Origin of the sequence: Mesorhizobium sp. M0954, from assembly GCF_040319155.1 — a bacterium.
Classification (GTDB): domain Bacteria; phylum Pseudomonadota; class Alphaproteobacteria; order Rhizobiales; family Rhizobiaceae; genus Mesorhizobium.
In genome coordinates this window covers 163724-183089 of record NZ_JAMYNR010000005.1, presented here as the reverse complement: position 1 = coordinate 183089, position 19366 = coordinate 163724, and the positions used below count along the sequence as shown (strand labels likewise).

Here is a 19366-nt window from a genome sequence, read left to right as displayed (position 1 = left end):
GGCAGGCGGTGGCAGCGCCGCCTGCCTTGCACCTGCCGCCAAGGAGTTTTTCGAGAAATGTCTATCCAAGCCATCGAGGACCGCAAGGTGAAGCCGTTCCCCGCACCGGCCAAGCCCGCCGAGGTCATCGCCTTGACCGCCAGGGCGCGGCGCCGCTTCGACCCGGCCGCGGTCGCCGCCAAGCTGGCCAGCACGCTGGTGCCGCCGGTCATCGTCATCACCATTATGCTCGTCGTCTGGCAGGTCGCCTGTTCGTCGCCCACGGCCAGCCTGCCACCGCCGAGCCAGGTGTGGAACGAGGCCTATGACCTGATCGCCCACCCGTTCTTCGACAATGGCCCGCAGGACATCGGACTCGCCTGGCGGGTGCTGATGTCGCTGCAGCGCGTCGCCATGGGCTTCGGCCTGGCAGCAATCGTCGGCGTCGCGCTCGGCGCGCTCGTCGGCCAGTCGATCTGGGCGATGCGCGGTCTCGATCCGGTCTTCCAGATCCTGCGCACGGTGCCGCCGCTCGCGTGGCTGCCGCTGTCGCTGGCGGCGTTCCGCGATTCCAGCCCGTCGGCGATCTTCGTCATCTTCATCACCTCGATCTGGCCCATCATCATCAACACCGCGGTCGGTGTCCGCAACATCCCCGAGGACTACCGCAACGTCGCCCGTATCCTCCGGCTCAACCAGTTCGAGTTCTTTGTGAAGATCATGGTGCCGGCGGCCGCGCCCTACATCTTCACCGGCTTGCGGATCGGCATCGGCCTGTCCTGGCTCGCCATCGTCGCCGCCGAAATGCTGACCGGCGGCGTCGGCATCGGCTTCTTCATCTGGGACGCGTGGAACTCGTCGCGCCTGCCCGACATCATTGTCGCGCTCGCCTATATCGGCGTCACCGGCTTTTGCCTCGACCGCCTGGTCGCGGCGGTCGGCGTCTTCGTCACCCGCGGCACAACAGCAAAGTGAGGAGAGGGACGATGACGGCCTATCTGAAACTCGACCACATCGACAAATCCTTCGCCCGCGGCAGCCAGGTCAGCGACGTGCTGAAGGACATCCGGCTGACCATCGACAAGGGCGAATTCGTCTCGATCATCGGCCATTCCGGCTGCGGCAAGTCGACCTTGCTCAACCTGATCGCCGGCCTGACCAAGGTCTCGGCCGGCGCCGTCCTGCTCGAAGACAAGGAGGTCGACAGCCCCGGCCCGGAACGCGCCGTGGTGTTCCAGAACCACAGCCTGCTGCCTTGGCTCACCGTCTACGAAAACATCAACCTCGCGGTATCCAAGGTCTTCGGCGGCAAAAAGAGCCGGGCCGAGCGGCATGAATGGATCATGCGCAATCTCGATCTCGTGCAGATGGCGCATGCCAAGGACAAACGTCCGGCCGAGATTTCGGGCGGCATGAAGCAGCGCGTCGGCATCGCCCGGGCGCTGGCCATGGAGCCGAAGATCCTGCTGCTCGACGAGCCCTTCGGCGCGCTCGACGCGCTGACCCGCGCGCATCTTCAGGACGCGGTGATGGATATCCATTCGAGGTTCGGCTCGACGACGATCATGATCACTCACGATGTCGACGAGGCGGTGCTGCTGTCCGACCGCATCGTCATGATGACCAACGGGCCGGCGGCCACCATCGGCGAGGTTCTTCCCGTGCCGCTGGCCCGGCCGCGTCGGCGCATTGAGCTTTCCTCCGACCGCACCTTCCTGCGCTGCCGCGAGGCGGTGCTGAAATTCCTCTACGAACGCCACCGCTTCGTCGAAGCCGCGGAGTAAGGCCATAATTGGAAACTCGTCATCATCATTGGCAAATCTGCATCGGCAATGGGCAATCTACCGCATTGCACAAATATTATGCTGCTGTGCAAGGCATTTTGACTAATCTTTGATCCGCTGCCGAGCTTGGTCAAAAGTCGCGCGGCTGCGGTTCATATTGATTTCATTCTATAATTAAGAGCGCTGTCGAATTGGCACGCTTCCTGCTTTCCAAAATGTAGGGTCCGCAAGGGCCAAGTGACACGGCGTCCAATGGCGGGCGCCACAGGCAAAGCTGCCGCTCAGGTCCACACGCGCTCCCGAAATCCCGGACGCGAAGACCTGGCCGGCGGCTTTTTTGTTTTGACGCAATCGACACGCTGGTCCCAAGCGGCGCCAACCGGAGACGACGATGACGAAACGGATCGGAACTGGCGCGTCCCTCGCGGACTTCACGCGCCGCGATTTTCTGGCCGCCAGCGCGCTGACGGCGGCGCTGTTCACCGCCGCGCTCCTCCTCTTTCCCGCCGGCGCCAAGACTGACGGCAAGGGTCTTGAAGTGACCGCGCAAAGGTCGGTTTCAACCAGTTCGCCGATGCTGCGCCGCTGACAGTCGCGAACGAACAGACAAGGGCGGTGCCTCCCACGCCGCAAACCGGAGCCAGAAAATGACCGCAAATCTCCCAGCCGCGCCCAGCCAGGACAGCGCTCCCCGGCAGGCGCTTGCCATGTCCACCATCGCCTTCACCGTCTGCTTCGCGGTGTGGACGATCTTTTCAATCATCGGCGTGCGCATAAAGCAGGAGTTGGGGCTGAACGAGACGGAGTTCGGCCTGCTCGTCGGCACGCCGATCCTCACCGGCTCGCTCGTGCGTATGGTGCTCGGTGTCTGGACCGACCGTTTTGGCGGAAGGCTGGTATACACCGCGACCATGCTTGCGGCGGCGGTCGCGACCTTTCTGCTCGCTTTTGCGCACACCTACGGGCAGATGCTGGTCGCCGCATTAGGCGTTGGGCTCGCCGGCGGTTCCTTCGCCGTCGGTGTCGCCTATGTCTCGCGCTTCTTCCCGGCCGGCAAGCAGGGTACGGCGCTTGGCATTTTCGGTGTCGGCAATGTCGGCGCCGCGGTCACCAAGTTCCTGGCACCGTTCGTGCTTCTTTCCTGGGGCTGGCAGTCGGTCGCGCTGATCTGGGCGGCAGCACTAGTCGTCATGGCCGCCGTCTTCTGGTTCACGACTGGCGACGATCCGGTCATCCGCGAGCGCCGCGCCGGCAAGGCAGCGCCCAAGAGAAGCTTCTTGCAGGAATTCGCGCCGCTCAAGAACCTGCAGGTCTGGCGCTTCGCCTTCTATTATTTCTTCGCCTTCGGTGCATTCGTGGCGCTCTCGCTGTGGCTGCCCCGCTACCTGATCGGCGTCTACGGCTTCGGGCTTGCGACCGCCGGCATGATTGGCGCGGCCTATTCAATTCCGGCAAGTATTTTCCGCGCCTATGGCGGCGTGCTTTCCGACCGGATCGGCGCCCGCACCGTGCTCTACTGCACCTTCGCTGTCAGTGCCGTCGCGACTCTCGTTCTGTCTCTCCCCTCGGCAGACTACGTCGTGCGCGGTATCAGCGGGCCGATCGCCTTCCATTTCGAGATCGGCCCGCTTGCCTTCATAGCCGTTGCCTGTGTGCTCGGCTTCTTCATGAGCCTTGGCAAGGCCGCCGTCTACAAGCACATCCCGGCTTACTATCCGCAGAGTGTCGGCGCGGTCGGCGGCGTTGTCGGCATGATTGGCGGGCTCGGCGGCTTTATCCTGCCAATCGCCTTCGGCGTGCTCAACGACCTCACCGGCGTCTGGTCGAGCTGCTTCATGCTGCTCTTCGTCATTGTCGCCACCTGCTTTGCCTGGATGCATCTTTCCATCCGGCGGATGGAGCGCACGGCGTCTGACGAAGCTTCAGGCCTTTCCTACGCGGCTGAGTGAGAGCGGAGTGGATCAGGACATGACCGAGAAACTCGTCATCATCGGCAACGGCATGGCCCCCGGGCGCATGCTGGAGCATCTCCTGGAAAAGGCGCCTGGGCGCTACCAGGTCACCATCTTCAACGCCGAGCCGCGCGTGAACTACGACCGCATCATGCTGTCGCCGGTTCTGTCGGGCGAAAAGGCCTATGAGGAGATCATCATCCATGGCGACGGCTGGTACATCAAGCACGGCATCACCCTCTACAAGGGCCACAAGATCGTCGCCATCGACCGGCAGGCAAAGACCGTCACCTCCGATCATGGCGTGACCGAGCCCTACGACAAGCTCGTCATCGCCACCGGCTCGGTGCCGTTTATCATTCCGGTGCCAGGCCATGATCTGCCCGGCGTGCTCACCTATCGCGATCTCGACGACGTCCGGGCGATGATGCTTGCCGCCCAGTCGCGGGCCAAGGCGGTCGTCATCGGCGGCGGCCTGCTCGGCCTGGAAGCGGCTGCGGGTCTGAACGCGCAGGGCATGGACGTCACCGTGCTGCACGTCATGCCGACTCTGATGGAGCGTCAGCTCGATCCGGCCGCCGGATATCTCCTGCAGCGCGCCGTCGAGCAGCGCGGCATCAAGGTCATCACCAAGGCCAACACCCAGGCGATCACCGGCAACGGCAAGGTCGAGCGGGTGGAGCTTGCCGACGGCACAGTCATTCCCGCAACGCTCGTCGTCATGGCGGTGGGCATCAGGCCGAATGCGGCGCTGGCGAAGGAAGCCGGCATTGCGGTCAATCGCGGCATCGTCGTCGACGCCGGCATGCGCAGCAACGATCCCGATATCTACGCAATCGGCGAATGCGCCGAGGTCAACGGCCAGGTCTACGGGCTGGTCGCGCCGCTCTACGAGATGGCGCGCGTCGCCGCCAGCCATCTGGCCGGCAATGAGGCGGCGGCTTTCGTCCACATGGACACGCCGACCAAGCTCAAGGTCACCGGCATCGAGCTGTTCTCTCTCGGCGACTTCGCCGAGGGCGATGACCGCCAGGAGATCGTGCTGCGCGATGCCGCGGCCGGTGTCTACAAGCGCCTGGTACTCAAGGACGACCGCATCATCGGCACCGTGCTCTATGGCGAGACGGCGGACGGCGCCTGGTTCAACGACCTCAAGAAGAAGCAGACCGACATATCCGAGATGCGCGATACGCTCATCTTCGGCCAGTCCTACCAGGGAGGCGCCCCCCTGGACCCTATGGCGGCCGTTGCAGCCTTGCCGGATGATGCGGAAATCTGCGGTTGCAACGGCGTATGCAAGGGAAAGATCACCGGCGCGATCACGGCCAGGGGCTTGACCTCGCTCGACGATGTGCGCGCCCACACCAAGGCGTCGGCCTCCTGCGGCTCCTGCACCGGGCTGGTCGAAAAGCTGATGGTGCTGACCATCGGCGACAAATACAACCCCGCGGCGGTCCAGCCGATGTGCAGTTGCACCGCGCTTGGCCACGACGAGGTCCGCCGGCTGATCAAGGCCAAGGGCCTGAAGACCATTCCCGCCGTCATGCAGGAACTGGAGTGGAAGACCTCCTGCGGCTGCGCCAAATGCCGGCCGGCGCTCAACTATTATCTCGTCTGCGACTGGCCCGACGAATACGCCGACGATTACCAGTCGCGCTTCATCAACGAGCGCGTCCACGCCAACATACAAAAGGACGGCACCTATTCGGTAGTGCCGCGCATGTGGGGCGGCGTCACCAACGCCGCCGAATTGCGCGCCATCGCCGATGTCGTCGACAAGTTCGAGATTCCGATGGTCAAGGTCACCGGCGGCCAGCGCATTGACATGCTCGGCATCCGCAAGGAAGACCTGCCGGCGGTATGGGCCGATCTCGGTCAGGCCGGCTTCGTCTCCGGCCACGCCTATGCCAAAGGACTGCGCACGGTGAAGACCTGTGTCGGCTCGGACTGGTGCCGCTTCGGCACGCAGGATTCGACCGGCTTGGGCATCCGTATCGAAAAATTCATGTGGGGCTCGTGGACCCCGGCCAAGGTCAAGATGGCGGTGTCGGGCTGTCCGCGAAACTGTGCCGAGGCGACCTGCAAGGATGTCGGCGTGATCTGCGTCGATAGCGGCTATGAGATCCATTTCGCCGGCGCCGCCGGTCTCGACATCAAGGGCACCGAAGTGCTCGGCCTGGTCAAGACCGAGGACGAGGCGCTGGAGCATATCGTGGCGTTGACGCAGATGTATCGCGAGCAGGGTCGCTATCTTGAGCGTATCTACAAATGGGCCAAGCGCGTCGGCATAGCTGAGATCAAGCGTCAGATCATGGACGATGGCGAGAAGCGCAAAGCCTATTTCGACCGCTTCGTCTTTTCGCAGAAATTCGCCCAGGTCGACCCATGGTCGGAACGTGCTTCCGGCAAGGACAAGCATGAATTCCGGCCGATGGCTTCGGTCGGCTTTGCCCAGGCGGCGGAGTAGGCGCGTGTTCCCGAAAAGTGGAATGCGGTTTTCGGACAAGAACACGCGCAAAAGAGGAATGGCCAGATGAATTGGGTATCGATCGGCACGCTCTCGGACATTCCGCGTCGCGGCGCGCGCTGCGTCGCCACGCCGGAAGGAAAGATCGCCGTCTTTCGCACGGCCGACGATCAGGTCTTTGCCATCGACGACCATTGCCCGCACAAAGGTGGGCCGCTCAGCCAGGGCATCGTCCATGGCACGGCGGTGACCTGTCCCTTGCACAATTGGGTGATCTCGCTGGAGACAGGCAAGGCGCTCGGCGCGGACGAGGGCGCGGTGCGCACCATTGCGGTGCGGATCGACGGCGAGCGGCTGTTCATTGCGCTGGAAGCGCTGGCCAGCCGCGCGGCGTGAACCATGCAGATTGATGAAGCGCGCGAGGTGAGGACCACCTGCCCCTATTGCGGGGTGGGTTGCGGCGTGCTGGCGAAGGTCGCCGCGGACGGTGAAATAACCGTTCGCGGCGACCCGGACCACCCGGCGAATTTCGGCCGGCTCTGCTCCAAAGGCTCGGCGCTGGCTGAGACCATCGATCTCGACGGCAGGTTGCTATACCCGGAGATCCACGGTCGCCGCACCGACTGGGACGAAGCGCTCGACCTTGTCGCTTCGACCTTCTCGCAAACCATTGCCGAACACGGCCCTGGTTCGGTCGCCTTTTATGTTTCCGGCCAGTTGCTGACCGAGGACTATTACGTCGCCAACAAGCTGATGAAAGGCTTTATCGGCTCGGCCAATATCGACACCAATTCGCGCCTGTGCATGGCCTCGTCGGTCGCCGGCCACCGCCGCGCCTTTGGCTCGGACACCGTTCCGGGAAATTACGAGGATCTGGAACTTGCCGACCTGATCGTGCTGGTCGGCTCCAATCTCGCCTGGTGCCATCCGGTACTCTACCAGCGCATAGCCGCCGCCCGGGAAAAGCGGCCCGAGATGAAGGTGGTGCTGATCGACCCTCGCCGCACCATGACCTCAGATATCGCCGACATGCATCTGGCGATCGCGCCCGATGGCGACGTCGCTTTGTTCACCGGGCTGCTCGCCTATCTCGGCCAGCACAACGCGCTGGACCGCACCTATATCACGTCGCACACGACCGGCTTCGGGCAAGCGCTTTTCGCCGCCTCGGCGCTCGATCTTGCCGGCATCGCGGCTGCCACGGGTCTCAGTGAGGACGAACTGGCCCGCTTCTACAGCCTGTTTGCCGCGACGGCGAAGACGGTGACCGTCTACAGCCAAGGCGTGAACCAGTCGTCTGCGGGCACCGACAAGGTCAACGCCATCATCAACTGCCATCTGGCCACCGGCCGCATAGGCAAGCCCGGCGCCGGGCCGTTCTCGGTGACCGGCCAGCCCAACGCCATGGGCGGCCGTGAGGTCGGCGGCATGGCCAACATGCTGGCCGCCCACATGGAGATCGAAAACCCCGAGCACCGCGAACGCGTGCAGCGCTTCTGGAATGCCCCAACCGCCGCCGAAAAACCCGGCCTGAAAGCGGTCGAGATGTTCCAAGCGGTGGCCGACGGACGCATCAAGGCGCTGTGGATCATGGCCACCAACCCCGTCGATTCGATGCCGGACGCCGATGCCGTCGAGGCGGCGATCAAGGCCTGCCCGTTTGTTGTGGTGTCGGACGTGCTGGCCAAGACCGACACGGTCCGCCACGCCCATGTCCGGCTGCCGGCCACCGCATGGGGCGAAAAGGATGGCACCGTCACCAATTCGGAGCGCCGCATCTCGCGCCAGCGAGCCTTTTTGGCCACGCCCGGTGAGGCAAGGCCAGATTGGTGGATCATCGCTGAAGTCGCCAAGCGGATGGGCTTCGGCGAGGCTTTTTCGCATGTGTCGCCGGCCGACATCTTCGCCGAGCATGCCGCGCTGTCGGGCTTCGAGAATGACGGCGCGCGCGATTTTGATATAGGCGCGTATGGCGATATCGGTGCAGAGGCCTATGAGGATCTTCTGCCGTTCCAATGGCCAGCGCCGGCCTCACCCTCCCCCTTGAGGGGAGGGTCGGCACGCGCGTTGAGCAAAGCGAAACAAGCGGGACGGGGTGGGGTCGGTGGTGAAGTCTCGACCTCTCCGGGTCGCCCCACCGAGGTGGAGGCCGTCGCAGATGACCCCCTCTGGCCTGCCGGCCATCTCCCCCTCAAGGGGGGAGATCAGCCTGCTGCTCGGCTATCGCCAGTCTCCCAGGTTGATGAGTGGGCGCAGCCGGCAAAACTGCCAATCTCCCCCCTTGAGGGGGAGGTGGCCGCCAGGCCAGAGGGGCGCGCGCGGCGCCAGCCGGAGGACAAAAGCACCCGCTTCTTCGCCAACGGCAATTTCTACACACCCGACGGCAAGGCACGCTTCATTGCCATTCGCCCAGCCGCACAAACCCGCACCAGCCCGGATTTCCCGCTGGTGCTCAACACCGGGCGCGTGCGCGACCATTGGCACACCATGACGCGGACCGGCAAGAGCCCGCGCTTGTCGCAGCACATGGCCGAACCGTTCGTCGAAATCCACCCGTCGGATGCGCAGCACTTCGGCATCGGCGATGCCGAGATCGTCCGCGTCTCGACTGCCCATGGCGAGGTGCTGGTCCGCGCCCTGGTGACGGTGCGCCAACGCCAAGGCTCTGTATTCGTTCCGATGCACTGGACCGATCAGTTCTCCGGCCGCGCGCGCGTCGATGCACTGGTCGCGCCGACGACCGATGCGATTTCAGGCCAACCGGCCTCGAAGAATGTTGCCGCCCGCATCGAGCGGTTCGCCGCCACAGCCTTCGGCTTCGCCGTGCTTGCCGAACGGCCCGCATCGATCGACGCCGATTACTGGAGCCTCGCCCGCGGCCCCGCCGGCTGGCGGCTTGAAATTGCGCTGCAGGACAGCCGCGACTGGACCGGGTTTGCCGCCGCGCTATTAGGCATGGAAGGCGAGACGCTCGCCTATCACGACATCGCCGGCGGGCACCATCGCTTCGCCCGTTTCGCAGGCAATAGGCTGGTCGGCGCGCTCTATCTTGCGCCAACCCCGGTGGCGGTGTCGCGCGGCTGGGCAGTCGAACAACTTGGCGCTGACCATGCCAATCGGCAGGCGCGGCTGGCGATTGTCGCCGGGCGGCCGGGCGGCAACAGCGTCGACCGCGGTGCCATCGTCTGCGCCTGTTTCGGGGTTGGTGCCAACCAGATCGCGGAAGCGGTACGCGGCGGCTGTACCAGCGTCGCGGCAATCGGCGCCGCCCTTCACGCCGGCACCAATTGCGGCTCTTGCCGCGCCGAGATCAAGACCATTATCGACGGGCGGCGTCTGCAAGCTGCGGAGTGAATGCACCGAGAAACTCTGCCGTGCCGCTGCATGATGCTTACTAGCAATTTACAAACCATGGGCTACCAACGTTCTGACTTCGATTCGCTCGGAACGGGAGCCTCATGAGCAAAGCCCTGACCTCATTCGCGCTTGCCGCCGCGCTGGCGGCCTTGCTGATGGCGCTCTGCCTGATGGTGGCCAGGCATGGCTATCCCTATGGCGCGATCGGCGCCAAGCGCTTGAGCGACATCGCCGATGCGGGGACGTTCATTCCGCTCGCGGCGATCTATTTTTTCAGCGCACTGCTGATGATGGTTCTGCCGATCAGGCTCGCTGGCATCGTCCTGACACATGCCGCCGATGCGATCTTCTGGACGGTCATCTTGTTGTTTGCGGTCATCGTTGGATGTCTCGCCGCGAGATTTGCTTTCGGTCAGCGCGATGTGCTCCCGGCACTGCTGAACTGGCGGTTCCTGTTTGTCGCAGCCGTCGTCGGATGCCATCTCTTCATCAACGAGCTGCGCCGGAACATCCTGTTGCGAAGCCTGTTCTTCGTCGTCTTCGCCGCAGCGACACTGGCCTGCCTGTTTTGGTCCTTCACCATCTGAGCATGTGCGACCCGTCGGGCAGACGGCCTAATTCTTGTCGACCGGCTTCGAACGCATTCGCGAAACGGTCTCACGCTCGGCCCGCTTCGAACGCATCGGCGGCAGGCCGCGGTCGACCAGGTCCATGTCTTCCAGCACCATGTCGCCCATCCGCTTGAAAGCGATGTCGAGCGCACCGGCCCGGTGGGCGGAGCGCAGGAACCCCGGCAATGTGCGGACCGGGTGATCCTGGGCAAGCGGCTCCTCAGGAAAAACATCGCTGGCGGCGACGATATGGCCGCTGCGGACGATGTCCATCAGCGCCGGGAAATCGACCACGCCGGCTCGGCTGAGCAGGATGAAAGCGGCTCCCTTGCGCATCCTGGCAAACGCCTCGGCGCCGAGGAAGCCCTGGTTTTCGCCAGTCACGGAAGCGACGACGAAGACGAAATCGCTGTTCGACAGAACGTCGTCGAGAGAGGCGGGCTCGACGCCGTTTTCGATCAGGATCGACGGCGGCAGCCACGGGTCGAAGACTTTTGTCCGCGTGCGAAAGCCTGACAGCAGCCGGTTGAGCGCACGGCCAAGATCGCCGAAGCCGATAATGCCGACATCCGCGCCGGAAAGAAGCCGTGCCGTCCGGTTGCCGTCGCCGCCCCACAGCTCCTTGCCCTGACGAAAGGCGAGATCGGCGTCGACGATGCCGCGGGCGAGGTTGAGCGCCATGGCAAGGCCGAGCTCGGCCACCGGTTCGGCAAACACCAGCCCGGTGGTGACGACATGGATGCCGCGCGAAAACAGCGTCTCGTAGGGCATGTTGTTGATGAGGTTGCTCTCGACATTGAAGATGCAGCGCAGCGCCTTCATTCTTTCCAGCGTCTCCCGCGTGATAGGTGGCTGGCCGACGATGTAGCGCGCCTCGGCAAGGATATCGGCCGGCAGCGCCGCCACCGCTTCGGGCGATATTTCGACGATGCGGTATTTCGATCGAAATTTCGCCAGCGCAGCCGGCGTGAAGATCAGGTTGAGCGTGCGCGGTTCGGGTGCGCTGATCACCAGCGGCAAGGCGCTGTTGGACATGATGCTTTCCTCCCGTGCGATCCGCGTCGCACCACACTGGAATCGTCTCTCCCGCCCCGACACCTATCACATGCCTGTCGAGGAGGAGAAGTTTGCCTGGCTTCGGCCTTGCGGTGCGGCGGTCGGTGGTCCAGATAGACGGCGATCGAAGGACGACAAGGAAGACAGCGACATGATCCCGTTTCGAAAGAACCTCATCGATGGAGAGTGGGTAGGCGATGCCGGCTCCCGTAACATCAACCCGTCCAATCTCGACGACGTGGTCGGCGAATATGCATCGGGAGGCGCCGAGCACGCCCGGCAGGCCATCGCGGCGGCGAAGGCGGCATTTCCGGCGTGGTCCCGATCGGGCCTGCTGGCCCGCCATGCGGTGCTGAGGAAGGCGTCGGACGAGATCACCGCGCGGAAAGATGAAATTGGCCGGGCGTTGGCGCGCGAGGAAGGCAAGACGCTGGTCGAGGGCATCGGCGAGACTGTCCGCGCCGCCCAGATATTCGACTTCTTCGCCGGCGAGACGCTGCGCCTGTCGGGCGAGCTGGTGCCGAGCGTGCGGCCCGGCGTCGGCGTCGAGATCACCCGTGAAGCGGTCGGCGTCGTCGGCATCATCACGCCGTGGAATTTTCCGATCGCCATTCCGGCTTGGAAAATCGCTCCGGCGCTGGCCTACGGCAACACCATCGTCTTCAAGCCGGCGGAACTCGTTCCGGAGAGCGCCTGGACTATTGTCGACATCCTGCACCGCGCCGGGCTGCCCAAGGGTGTGCTCAACCTGGTGATGGGCAAAGGTTCGGTGGTCGGCCAGGCCATGCTCGACAGTCCTGACCTCAACGCGATCACCTTCACCGGATCGGTCGGCACCGGCAAGCGCGTCGCCGCCGCCAGCGTCGAGCACATGCGCAAGTTCCAGCTCGAAATGGGCGGCAAGAACCCGCTTGTCGTGCTCGACGATGCCGACCTTGCCGTCGCTGTCGACTGCGCCATCAACGGTGCCTACTTCTCGACCGGCCAGCGCTGCACGGCGTCGTCACGGCTGGTGGTGACGGACGGCATTCACGACCGCTTCGTCGAGGCGCTCAAGGACCGCATGGCCAAGTTGGTCGTCGGCGACGCTCTCGATGCCAAGACCCAGATCGGGCCGGTTGTCGACCAGAGCCAGTTGAAACAGGACGAGGACTATATCGCCATCGGACGTCAGGAAGGTGCCGATCTCGCCTTCGGCGGCGAGCGGCTCGATCGTGAAACCCGCGGCTTCTATTTGCAGCCGGCGCTGTTCACCGAAACCACCAACGCCATGCGCATCTCGCGCGAGGAGATTTTCGGACCGGTCGCCAACGTCATCCGCGTCAAGGATTATGACGAGGCGCTGGCGGTGGCCAACGACACGCCGTTCGGCCTGACCTCCGGCATCTGCACCTCGAGCCTCAAGCATGCCACGCACTTCAAGCGCAATTCGGAAGCCGGCATGGTCATGGTCAATCTGCCGACGGCGGGCGTCGACTTCCACGTGCCTTTCGGCGGGCGCAAGGGATCGAGCTACGGCCCGCGCGAGCAGGGCCGCTATGCCGCAGAGTTCTACACCACGGTGAAGACCGCTTACACGTTTTCCGGCTAAGAAAAGGCGGCAGACCAGCCAGGCAGCGAGCAAGTCGATGGCATCTGAGAATACGGACCTGACCTGGCTCAATCCGCCGCCGCACCACGCCTTCGGCAACAATACGGTGCATGTACGGACCGGCGAGGAGACCGACTTCTGGCGCGAGACGTTCTACGGCTTCTGGCGCGACAATGGCCATTTCCTCTATCGTGAGGTCGAGGGCGATTTCAGCGCCGAAGTCACGGTCAAGGGGCACTATGAGGTGCTTTACGATCAGGCCGGGCTTATGGTCCGCCTGAGCGAGACGCACTGGATCAAGGCCGGCATCGAATACACTGACGGGCTGATGTATTTTTCCGTCGTCGTCACGAACGATGCCTCCGACTGGTCGCTGGCCAGCATACCGGCCGATCCGGACGGGGTCAGGATCCGCCTGACCCGCCATGCCGAGACGGTCCGCGTCCAGTATCGCGACGCATTCGACAAGCACTGGAAACCGGTGCGGCTTGCCTATTTCCCCCCGTCGAAAACGGTCGATGTCGGCATGATGTGCTGTTCGCCGCAGCGCGAGGGCTTCGAGGTGACATTCAGCGATTTTTCGATCGGCCCGCCGATCTCGCGAGAACTTCACGACTAAGGCGCCGCGATCCGGTCGCGCGGTTTGCGTCCGGCCTGCCTCAGTAGGTCGCCCGGCCGCCGGAGACGTCGAAGACGGCCGCCGTTGTGAACGAGCATTCCTCGGACGCGATCCAGCAAATCAGCGCCGCCACCTCCTCGACCTCGCCGAACCGCGCCATTGGTATTTTGGACAGCATAAAGTCGATGTGTTGCTGGCTCATCTGCTGGAAGATCGCGGTGCGCACGGCCGCCGGCGTGACGCAGTTCACCGTTACTTTGGTCTTGGCCAGTTCCTTGCCGAGCGATTTGGTCATGCCGATCACCGCCGCCTTGGAGGTGCTGTAGGCCGAGGCGTTCGGGTTACCTTCCTTGCCGGCAATCGAGGCGATGTTGATGATCCTGCCGTAATTGCGTTCGAGCATATGCGGGACCAGCGCCTTGTTGCAGAAGAAGACGCCGTTGATGTTGATGTCGGTGACCCGGCGCCAATCCTCCACCGAATACTCCCAGGTCGTCATGTTCGGCCCGGTGATGGCAGCACTGGTGACAAGGACATCGACCGCGCCAAGCGCTTCGATCGTCTCTCCGGCGGCGGCTTCGACCGCTATGGGGTCGGCGACGTCTAAGGTGACGCTGTGCAGGCCTGGAACAATGGCCTTGGCCTGCTCGATCTGGGCGGCATCGCGATCCCAGACCGAAACACGCCCGCCTTCGCCAGTGATCCTTTGCGCGACGGCCAGGCCGATGCCTGAGGCGCCGCCGGTGATAACAGCAGATCGTCCGGCAAATCGTCCCGCGAAACTCATCGGCATGTGGTCTTCCTCCCAATTGGCGGCGAATGTGAAGTCAACGGCGGACAAGTTCAAGCGCGGACTTGCAACCTCAGAACAGCTTATGATGGGCCAGCACCGGTCAATTGTACGGCACTGCCTTCTGGCCAAATCGTCTCGCCCGGTATGGAGAGAACGGCTGGAACGACGCGCCCGGTTGGCATCCGGGTGACAGGCGGCGCCGGATGGGTTATATTGCACTGCACAATGCGAGCGCCTGCAGGCGAGGCTCCCATCGATCCGACGAATCGGCCCACGAGCGGCCCATGAAATCGGCATTGAGCTGCAAGGACGGAAAACCGCTATCGAGATGAAGATTCCAAAATCTCTGTTGATCGATCCGGACAAGAACACGGTCTATGGCAGCTTTGCCGTTGCCGTCTCGATCTGGGCGTTTTCCTACTCGACCATTTTCGGCCAGGCCATGATCCTGGCCTACTATGCAGTCTGGCTACCGCTCATCCTGGTCGACTACCGCAAGATATTAAGGCACGCTTCCAGCGCCTGGCTTCCGCTGGCCTTTGCAACCTATGTCTGCTTCTCGGTGTTCTGGTCGGCGGCTCCCGGCACCACGGCAAGAACGGCCGTCCAATATTGCTCCCATATCGCCTGCGCCTACATTGCCGCGCGCACCGTCAGCGTCCGGACCTTGACCATAGGCGCCCTGATCGGGATTTTCGTCGTCCTGCTCTACTCGCTCAAGGTCGCGAGCTATTCCTACGACGTTCTCGATGGGACGTATAATTTCGTCGGCGCGTTCAGCTCCAAGAACCAGATCGGCTTTGTCGCATCGCTTGGCATCTATTTCTGCGTTGTCTACCTGGCCTTTCTCAGGCGCGGCCGGATAAGCTGTTTGTTGATCGTACCGATTGTCCTTCTATCGGGCTATCTGCTGGTGGTGTCGCATTCCGCCACTTCGATGGCATCTACCCCCGCGGTTCTCGCTCTGGTCGCCCTGCTTTCCATCGGCAAGCTGCTTTCGCTCCGCCATCGCCGGGTGATTTTCATGATCGGTGCGGGCGGGCTGGTCGCCTGCACCGTGATTGCGCTGAATCTCGGGCTGATGGACTTTGTCCTTGGCCTTTTCGGCAAGGATTCGACGCTCACCGGACGAACCTACCTCTGGCAACAGGGCTGGAATGCCGCGCAGCAATCGCCCATCCTCGGCGTCGGCTACGCGGCTTATTGGGTGCAGGGCTTCTCCGAGGCCGAGCGGCTGTGGAACGAATTCTATATCGCCGCGCGAAGCGGCTTCCACTTCCACAACACCTACATCGAGACCTTGGTGGAACTCGGCTTCGTCGGCGCGACACTGCTTTCGCTGATCATCCTGCGCACGCTCTGGGGTCACGTCTCGGCGCTGATATTCAGGACATGGCAAGCCGACTCCGTGATTCTTGCCGGCGTCATGGTGCTTCTGTTCATCCGATCCTTCGTCGAGGTTGAGACCCTCAATCCCTACATCATGGGATCGTTCCTGCTGTACTACAGCTACTTCAAGCTGGTGAGGGTGCCGGCCGTCGCTCCTTCCCGGTGGAGCGCCGTGAACCATCTCGAGGAACCGGACGCCGTGCGAGGCTAGAGCGGGCGGATCCAGGCGGTTCGTTGCCCGAAGGCCGCCTTGTTTTCTGACCCATAAGATCCCAAACGCAAAAACCCCGCAGACCGCTGCCTGCGGGGTTGGTGCTTTGCTCCGGTGGAAAGAAGCTACTGGATGGCCAGGGGCGCCGGTTTGACCTTGATCACGTCCCCTGGCAGCACCGGCGTGTCTTCATCGGCGGTGATTTCGCTGGTCTTGCCGTCGACCACCCGCACCAGGGAAAATGACAAGGCCGCTGGTTGGTTGTTGCCGTAGAATTGCGGCATGGGGCTGCCCGACAAGGCTTCGGACATCAAGGCCTTTTCCATATTCAGCTTCAGCGTCGCCTCGTTGAGATCGGCTTCCGTCTGTTGCCGGTCGGTCGCGAGGCTGGAGTTCTGGGTGTTCTCGAGATCGATGGCGTCCTGGGTGGCCTTGCTGATCGACTGCTTGGCCGTGAGAATCGCCGTTTCGTAATCCAGGATCTGGCCTTCAAGGTCGGCGATCGTTTGCTGCGAGTTCAAAACCCGCGTGTTGACGACCAGGCCCTTTTGCGCCAGCGAGCCGATGCCGTTGAGCTGCTCCTTCGCCAGATCAACCTGCTTCTGCTGGTTGACGATCTTCTTCTGCAGCGAATCGATCTCGCTCTGCAGCAGCGCCTTCAAATCGTCGAGCGCCTGCAAGCGCAGCTTGAGTTTCTTCTGGTCGGCCGCCAGGATCGCCGTCTCATCGGCGACGATGCTGGGCAGCTTCGGATCGTCGGCCACCTCTTTCGGCATCGCGAATGCCGGCTTGTCCGCCAGTTCCGCTTCGATGCGGGCGCGCTTGACGGTCAGCCTGACCAATTGGTCTTGTAATACGTCGAAATTGCCCTTCGCATTGATCAGGTCGCGGTCGTAGCGCTGCCCGCTCTCCGGGTTCCGCCGGGCTCCGCCGGCAATGCTCATCGCTTTCAGCACGGACAACCCAGGCACACAAGGATACTGGCCGGGCGATTGCACCTCGCCGGAGATGTAGAATGGCCGGTACTGTGCCATTTCGACGGAAGCCTCCGGCTTGTCGGCCAGAGCGAGCTTGCGCTGCAGCGCCTCGCCGAGCGATGCGGCGATCTCCGAAGTCGTCTTGCCGGATGCGGGCATCTCGCCGACGAAGGGAACCGACAAGGTTCCAGCGGGCCCGACCGTGTATTCTCCATTGATGGCCGACCAGTCACGGAACGTGCCTTCGACGGTCTGCCATTCCGCCACGCGAATGGTCAGCTTGTCCTGTGCTCCTAGGCGATAGTCGTCGGCGAAGGCAAACTGTGGCAAGGCTAGCGACAGCGTCAGGCCGGTCGCCATTGTAAGGCAAGTCGTCAAAAGCCGTACTCGCCGCATGCGTCTGGAGAGAATACCGGTGCAAAAAATATCGATTATATCTGCTTTCAACTGAGCGTTTCCGATCTGGTTTGCCCCGCCCGATGAGCTGCCGATGCCTGAGTTAGGGGCCTGAGTTCCAGGCCCGAATTCTGGACAGTCGCTCCTCGATGCACGGCCAGCAAGCGGCCGTCAGTAGCAGCCTCGCGACATCCAGACCGCGGGTACGGTCTTGATGATGATGCGGATGTCTTCGAACATCGACCAGTTCTCGACATAGTGCCTGTCGAATGCGACGCGGCTGTCATACGAAACATCGTTGCGTCCGCTGACCTGCCACAGCCCTGTCAGGCCGGGGCGCGATTTAAGATAATAGACGGCCGAATTGCCATAAATCTCCAGCTCATCGCGCACCACGGGACGAGGCCCGACCAGGCTCATATCCCCCTGCAGGATGTTGATGATCTGCGGCAACTCATCGAGGCTGAGCTTCCTCAGCACCGCTCCGACGCGCGTGATCCGCGGGTCGTTCTTCAACTTGCGGGTCGCTATCCATTCGGCGTTGGCCTCCGGATTCGCGGCGAGATAGGCAGCAAGCACCCGCTCGCCGTCTGGAACCATGGTGCGGAACTTGAGGCACGGAAAAATCCGTCCTCCGCGGCCGATCCGGCTGTGACCATAGAAAATCGGCCCGCCATCGGAAAACCTGATAAGCAGCGCTATCATCACGAACAGCGGGCTGAGAGCGACCAGGCCGATCAACGAACCGACAATATCGAAGCTGCGTTTGAGCAGGCCGCCAATCGGTGGCGGAAAATCGACGCCGGCCTGCGAAAAATCCGCATCGGCCGGCTTGGCTACGTCCCTCATGCGTAAACTCCATACGTTGAACGGATGGTTTACCGCACGATACCAAAAAAATGTTGCAGCGCAACACACAATTTCCCAGACGGCTGTAATAGTCGCGTCATGAACTGACTAAATAATAAACTCGTCCTGCACAAAATTTCGCCTTTATGTCGCAAAAGAGACAGATTATGGGCAATTTTGGAAAAACTAGTCCAATTTTGGGGCTGATTTTAGGCGAATCGCTCTTTATACCCTCCTGTGGAGCTTTGCCGTCATTTAGAATTTCAAGATAATGACTGATGTTATGCTAAAATACTATTCAATATTATAAATCTTACTGGAGTGAGTCGATATCCGGCAATCAGTGGTGATGCCGACGTGTGCGTTGCACCATGGCAGAGTCGATCCCGAGGATTCGTTTAAAATTTATTGCGCAGCTGCCCTTGCCGCCTATTGCGCGGCTCAATAGAGTTGCAAATTGTTTCTGTCGGACTATGGACAGATTGGGCTAGGCCGGAAGCAACCGGCCAGAAGCGGGCAACCTAAATAAGCTCGCAGAGTTTAAGGGAGGTGCTCGGGGTGGGCTTGTCGACATTTTTTCCCGAGCCGGTTGATGGGCTATCGGGTATGTCACTGCCAAAGTTCATTATCGGAATGTGTTTTGCGCTGGCGATCGTGATCGTCTGGTCCTATTTAGGCGGCGCCTCGCTCGGTACGACGCTGTTTCGTGTCATCGGCTGCGCTATAGTCATCCAACTGGGTTATTTTCTGCTGGTCTTTGCCATGGTTGCCAGAAATGCCCCGACCCCGGCCGACAAAATCCGCGACGCTGAACGAAAGCTGAGTTCGAACGAAGCGGCCGAAGCCGAGAAACTCAGCGCCAGGAGAGGCCTTCACTGATTTCGGGCCTGGCCGCAGTCTGCGATGTCCATGTGACCTGTGGTTAAGCTCGCCGGTCCCCTGACGAATTGCTCACCTCAACGACACGGGCAGTCGGCATTCCTGTTCTTTCAATTCCTTGACACTGCGGGCCTCGACGCGCTCGCTCCGCCCCGCCGCCGTCCGGTCGGCGAGGATCAGCAACTGGTTTCTGCCAGTTGAGCGCTCTGATGGAGCGTGTAGGAACGGCTCTGCCAAGCGGCGCATTTCTGGAGCCATCCCGATTGAGGCTCGCCGCCTACCCAACCGGGCCATGACACCCAGCAAAATGAAAAACTGGACGGCGCCGATGATTTTGGCGATGCTTGCTTCGCACTTGCAGCATAGGCGTTTGGGCCGATGCATTTTCAGGATGGGCGGTGGGGCATTGAGCGGACGGGGCGAGGAAATCCGCAACGGCTTCTGCAACCGAGAGGC

The 19366-nt window shown here is 62.4% G+C and carries 16 protein-coding genes; 12 read left to right on the top strand and 4 right to left on the bottom strand.

Annotated elements, in window-relative coordinates:
• Positions 1-57: 57 nt before the first annotated feature.
• From ntrB to NKH93_RS09245, 8 genes are all read left to right on the top strand, one after another.
• Positions 58-954 (top strand): nitrate ABC transporter permease, encoded by an 897-nt coding sequence (ntrB, locus tag NKH93_RS09280; RefSeq protein WP_352469907.1) that lies wholly within the window; start codon positions 58-60, stop codon positions 952-954.
• Positions 955-965: 11 nt separating this feature from the next.
• Positions 966-1763 (top strand): ABC transporter ATP-binding protein, encoded by a 798-nt coding sequence (locus tag NKH93_RS09275; RefSeq protein ID WP_352969986.1) that lies wholly within the window; start codon positions 966-968, stop codon positions 1761-1763.
• A 391-nt stretch (positions 1764-2154) separates the two neighbouring features.
• Positions 2155-2352 carry a twin-arginine translocation signal domain-containing protein gene (locus NKH93_RS09270; protein ID WP_352469909.1) on the top strand — a complete coding sequence of 66 codons (198 nt, stop codon included), beginning with the start codon at positions 2155-2157 and terminating at the stop codon, positions 2350-2352.
• A 58-nt stretch (positions 2353-2410) separates the two neighbouring features.
• Complete coding sequence (locus tag NKH93_RS09265) at positions 2411-3712, top strand: MFS transporter (protein ID WP_352969984.1); 1302 nt, start codon at positions 2411-2413, stop codon at positions 3710-3712.
• A gap of 19 nt (positions 3713-3731) precedes the next feature.
• Positions 3732-6182: a nitrite reductase large subunit NirB gene (gene nirB / locus NKH93_RS09260; protein WP_023676296.1), complete on the top strand. Its 2451-nt coding sequence runs from the start codon at positions 3732-3734 to the stop codon at positions 6180-6182.
• Between the two features lie 66 nt (positions 6183-6248).
• Positions 6249-6578 carry a nitrite reductase small subunit NirD gene (gene nirD / locus NKH93_RS09255; protein WP_023676297.1) on the top strand — a complete coding sequence of 110 codons (330 nt, stop codon included), beginning with the start codon at positions 6249-6251 and terminating at the stop codon, positions 6576-6578.
• Positions 6579-6581: 3 nt separating this feature from the next.
• Entirely contained in the window at positions 6582-9536 is a 2955-nt protein-coding gene (locus tag NKH93_RS09250; RefSeq protein WP_352769059.1) for a nitrate reductase, read from the top strand.
• Positions 9537-9640: 104 nt separating this feature from the next.
• The gene (locus tag NKH93_RS09245; protein ID WP_352813841.1) at positions 9641-10126 is read left to right on the top strand and encodes a hypothetical protein; all 486 of its coding nucleotides are present in this window, start codon (positions 9641-9643) and stop codon (positions 10124-10126) included.
• A gap of 27 nt (positions 10127-10153) precedes the next feature.
• Here the strand turns inward: NKH93_RS09245 and NKH93_RS09240 are convergent, their stop codons facing one another.
• A complete protein-coding gene (locus tag NKH93_RS09240; protein ID WP_352969982.1) occupies positions 10154-11185 on the bottom strand; it encodes a hydroxyacid dehydrogenase in 1032 nt (343 codons plus the stop codon).
• Between the two features lie 175 nt (positions 11186-11360).
• Between NKH93_RS09240 and NKH93_RS09235 the strand changes: the two genes are divergently transcribed.
• Complete coding sequence (locus NKH93_RS09235; RefSeq protein WP_352970037.1) at positions 11361-12797, top strand: aldehyde dehydrogenase family protein; 1437 nt, start codon at positions 11361-11363, stop codon at positions 12795-12797.
• Between the two features lie 37 nt (positions 12798-12834).
• Entirely contained in the window at positions 12835-13416 is a 582-nt protein-coding gene (locus NKH93_RS09230) for a DUF1349 domain-containing protein (protein ID WP_352540401.1), read from the top strand.
• A gap of 40 nt (positions 13417-13456) precedes the next feature.
• On the opposite strand, the gene NKH93_RS09225 is transcribed toward NKH93_RS09230, so the two are convergent.
• Positions 13457-14209, bottom strand: a complete 753-nt coding sequence (locus NKH93_RS09225) for an SDR family NAD(P)-dependent oxidoreductase (RefSeq protein WP_352448445.1) — start codon at positions 14207-14209, stop codon at positions 13457-13459.
• 328 nt (positions 14210-14537) lie between these two features.
• Here NKH93_RS09225 and NKH93_RS09220 point away from each other — a divergent pair, with 328 nt between their 5' ends.
• Positions 14538-15809, top strand: a complete 1272-nt coding sequence (locus NKH93_RS09220; protein ID WP_352969979.1) for an O-antigen ligase family protein — start codon at positions 14538-14540, stop codon at positions 15807-15809.
• Between the two features lie 125 nt (positions 15810-15934).
• Here the strand turns inward: NKH93_RS09220 and NKH93_RS09215 are convergent, their stop codons facing one another.
• The gene (locus NKH93_RS09215; protein ID WP_352969977.1) at positions 15935-17146 is read right to left on the bottom strand and encodes a polysaccharide biosynthesis/export family protein; all 1212 of its coding nucleotides are present in this window, start codon (positions 17144-17146) and stop codon (positions 15935-15937) included.
• 207 nt (positions 17147-17353) lie between these two features.
• Positions 17354-18031, bottom strand: coding sequence for a sugar transferase (locus tag NKH93_RS09210; RefSeq protein ID WP_352969975.1), 678 nt, complete (start codon positions 18029-18031; stop codon positions 17354-17356).
• A 558-nt stretch (positions 18032-18589) separates the two neighbouring features.
• Here NKH93_RS09210 and NKH93_RS09205 point away from each other — a divergent pair.
• Positions 18590-18910 carry an exopolysaccharide production repressor protein gene (locus NKH93_RS09205; RefSeq protein ID WP_352469919.1) on the top strand — a complete coding sequence of 107 codons (321 nt, stop codon included), beginning with the start codon at positions 18590-18592 and terminating at the stop codon, positions 18908-18910.
• Positions 18911-19366: the final 456 nt, after the last annotated feature.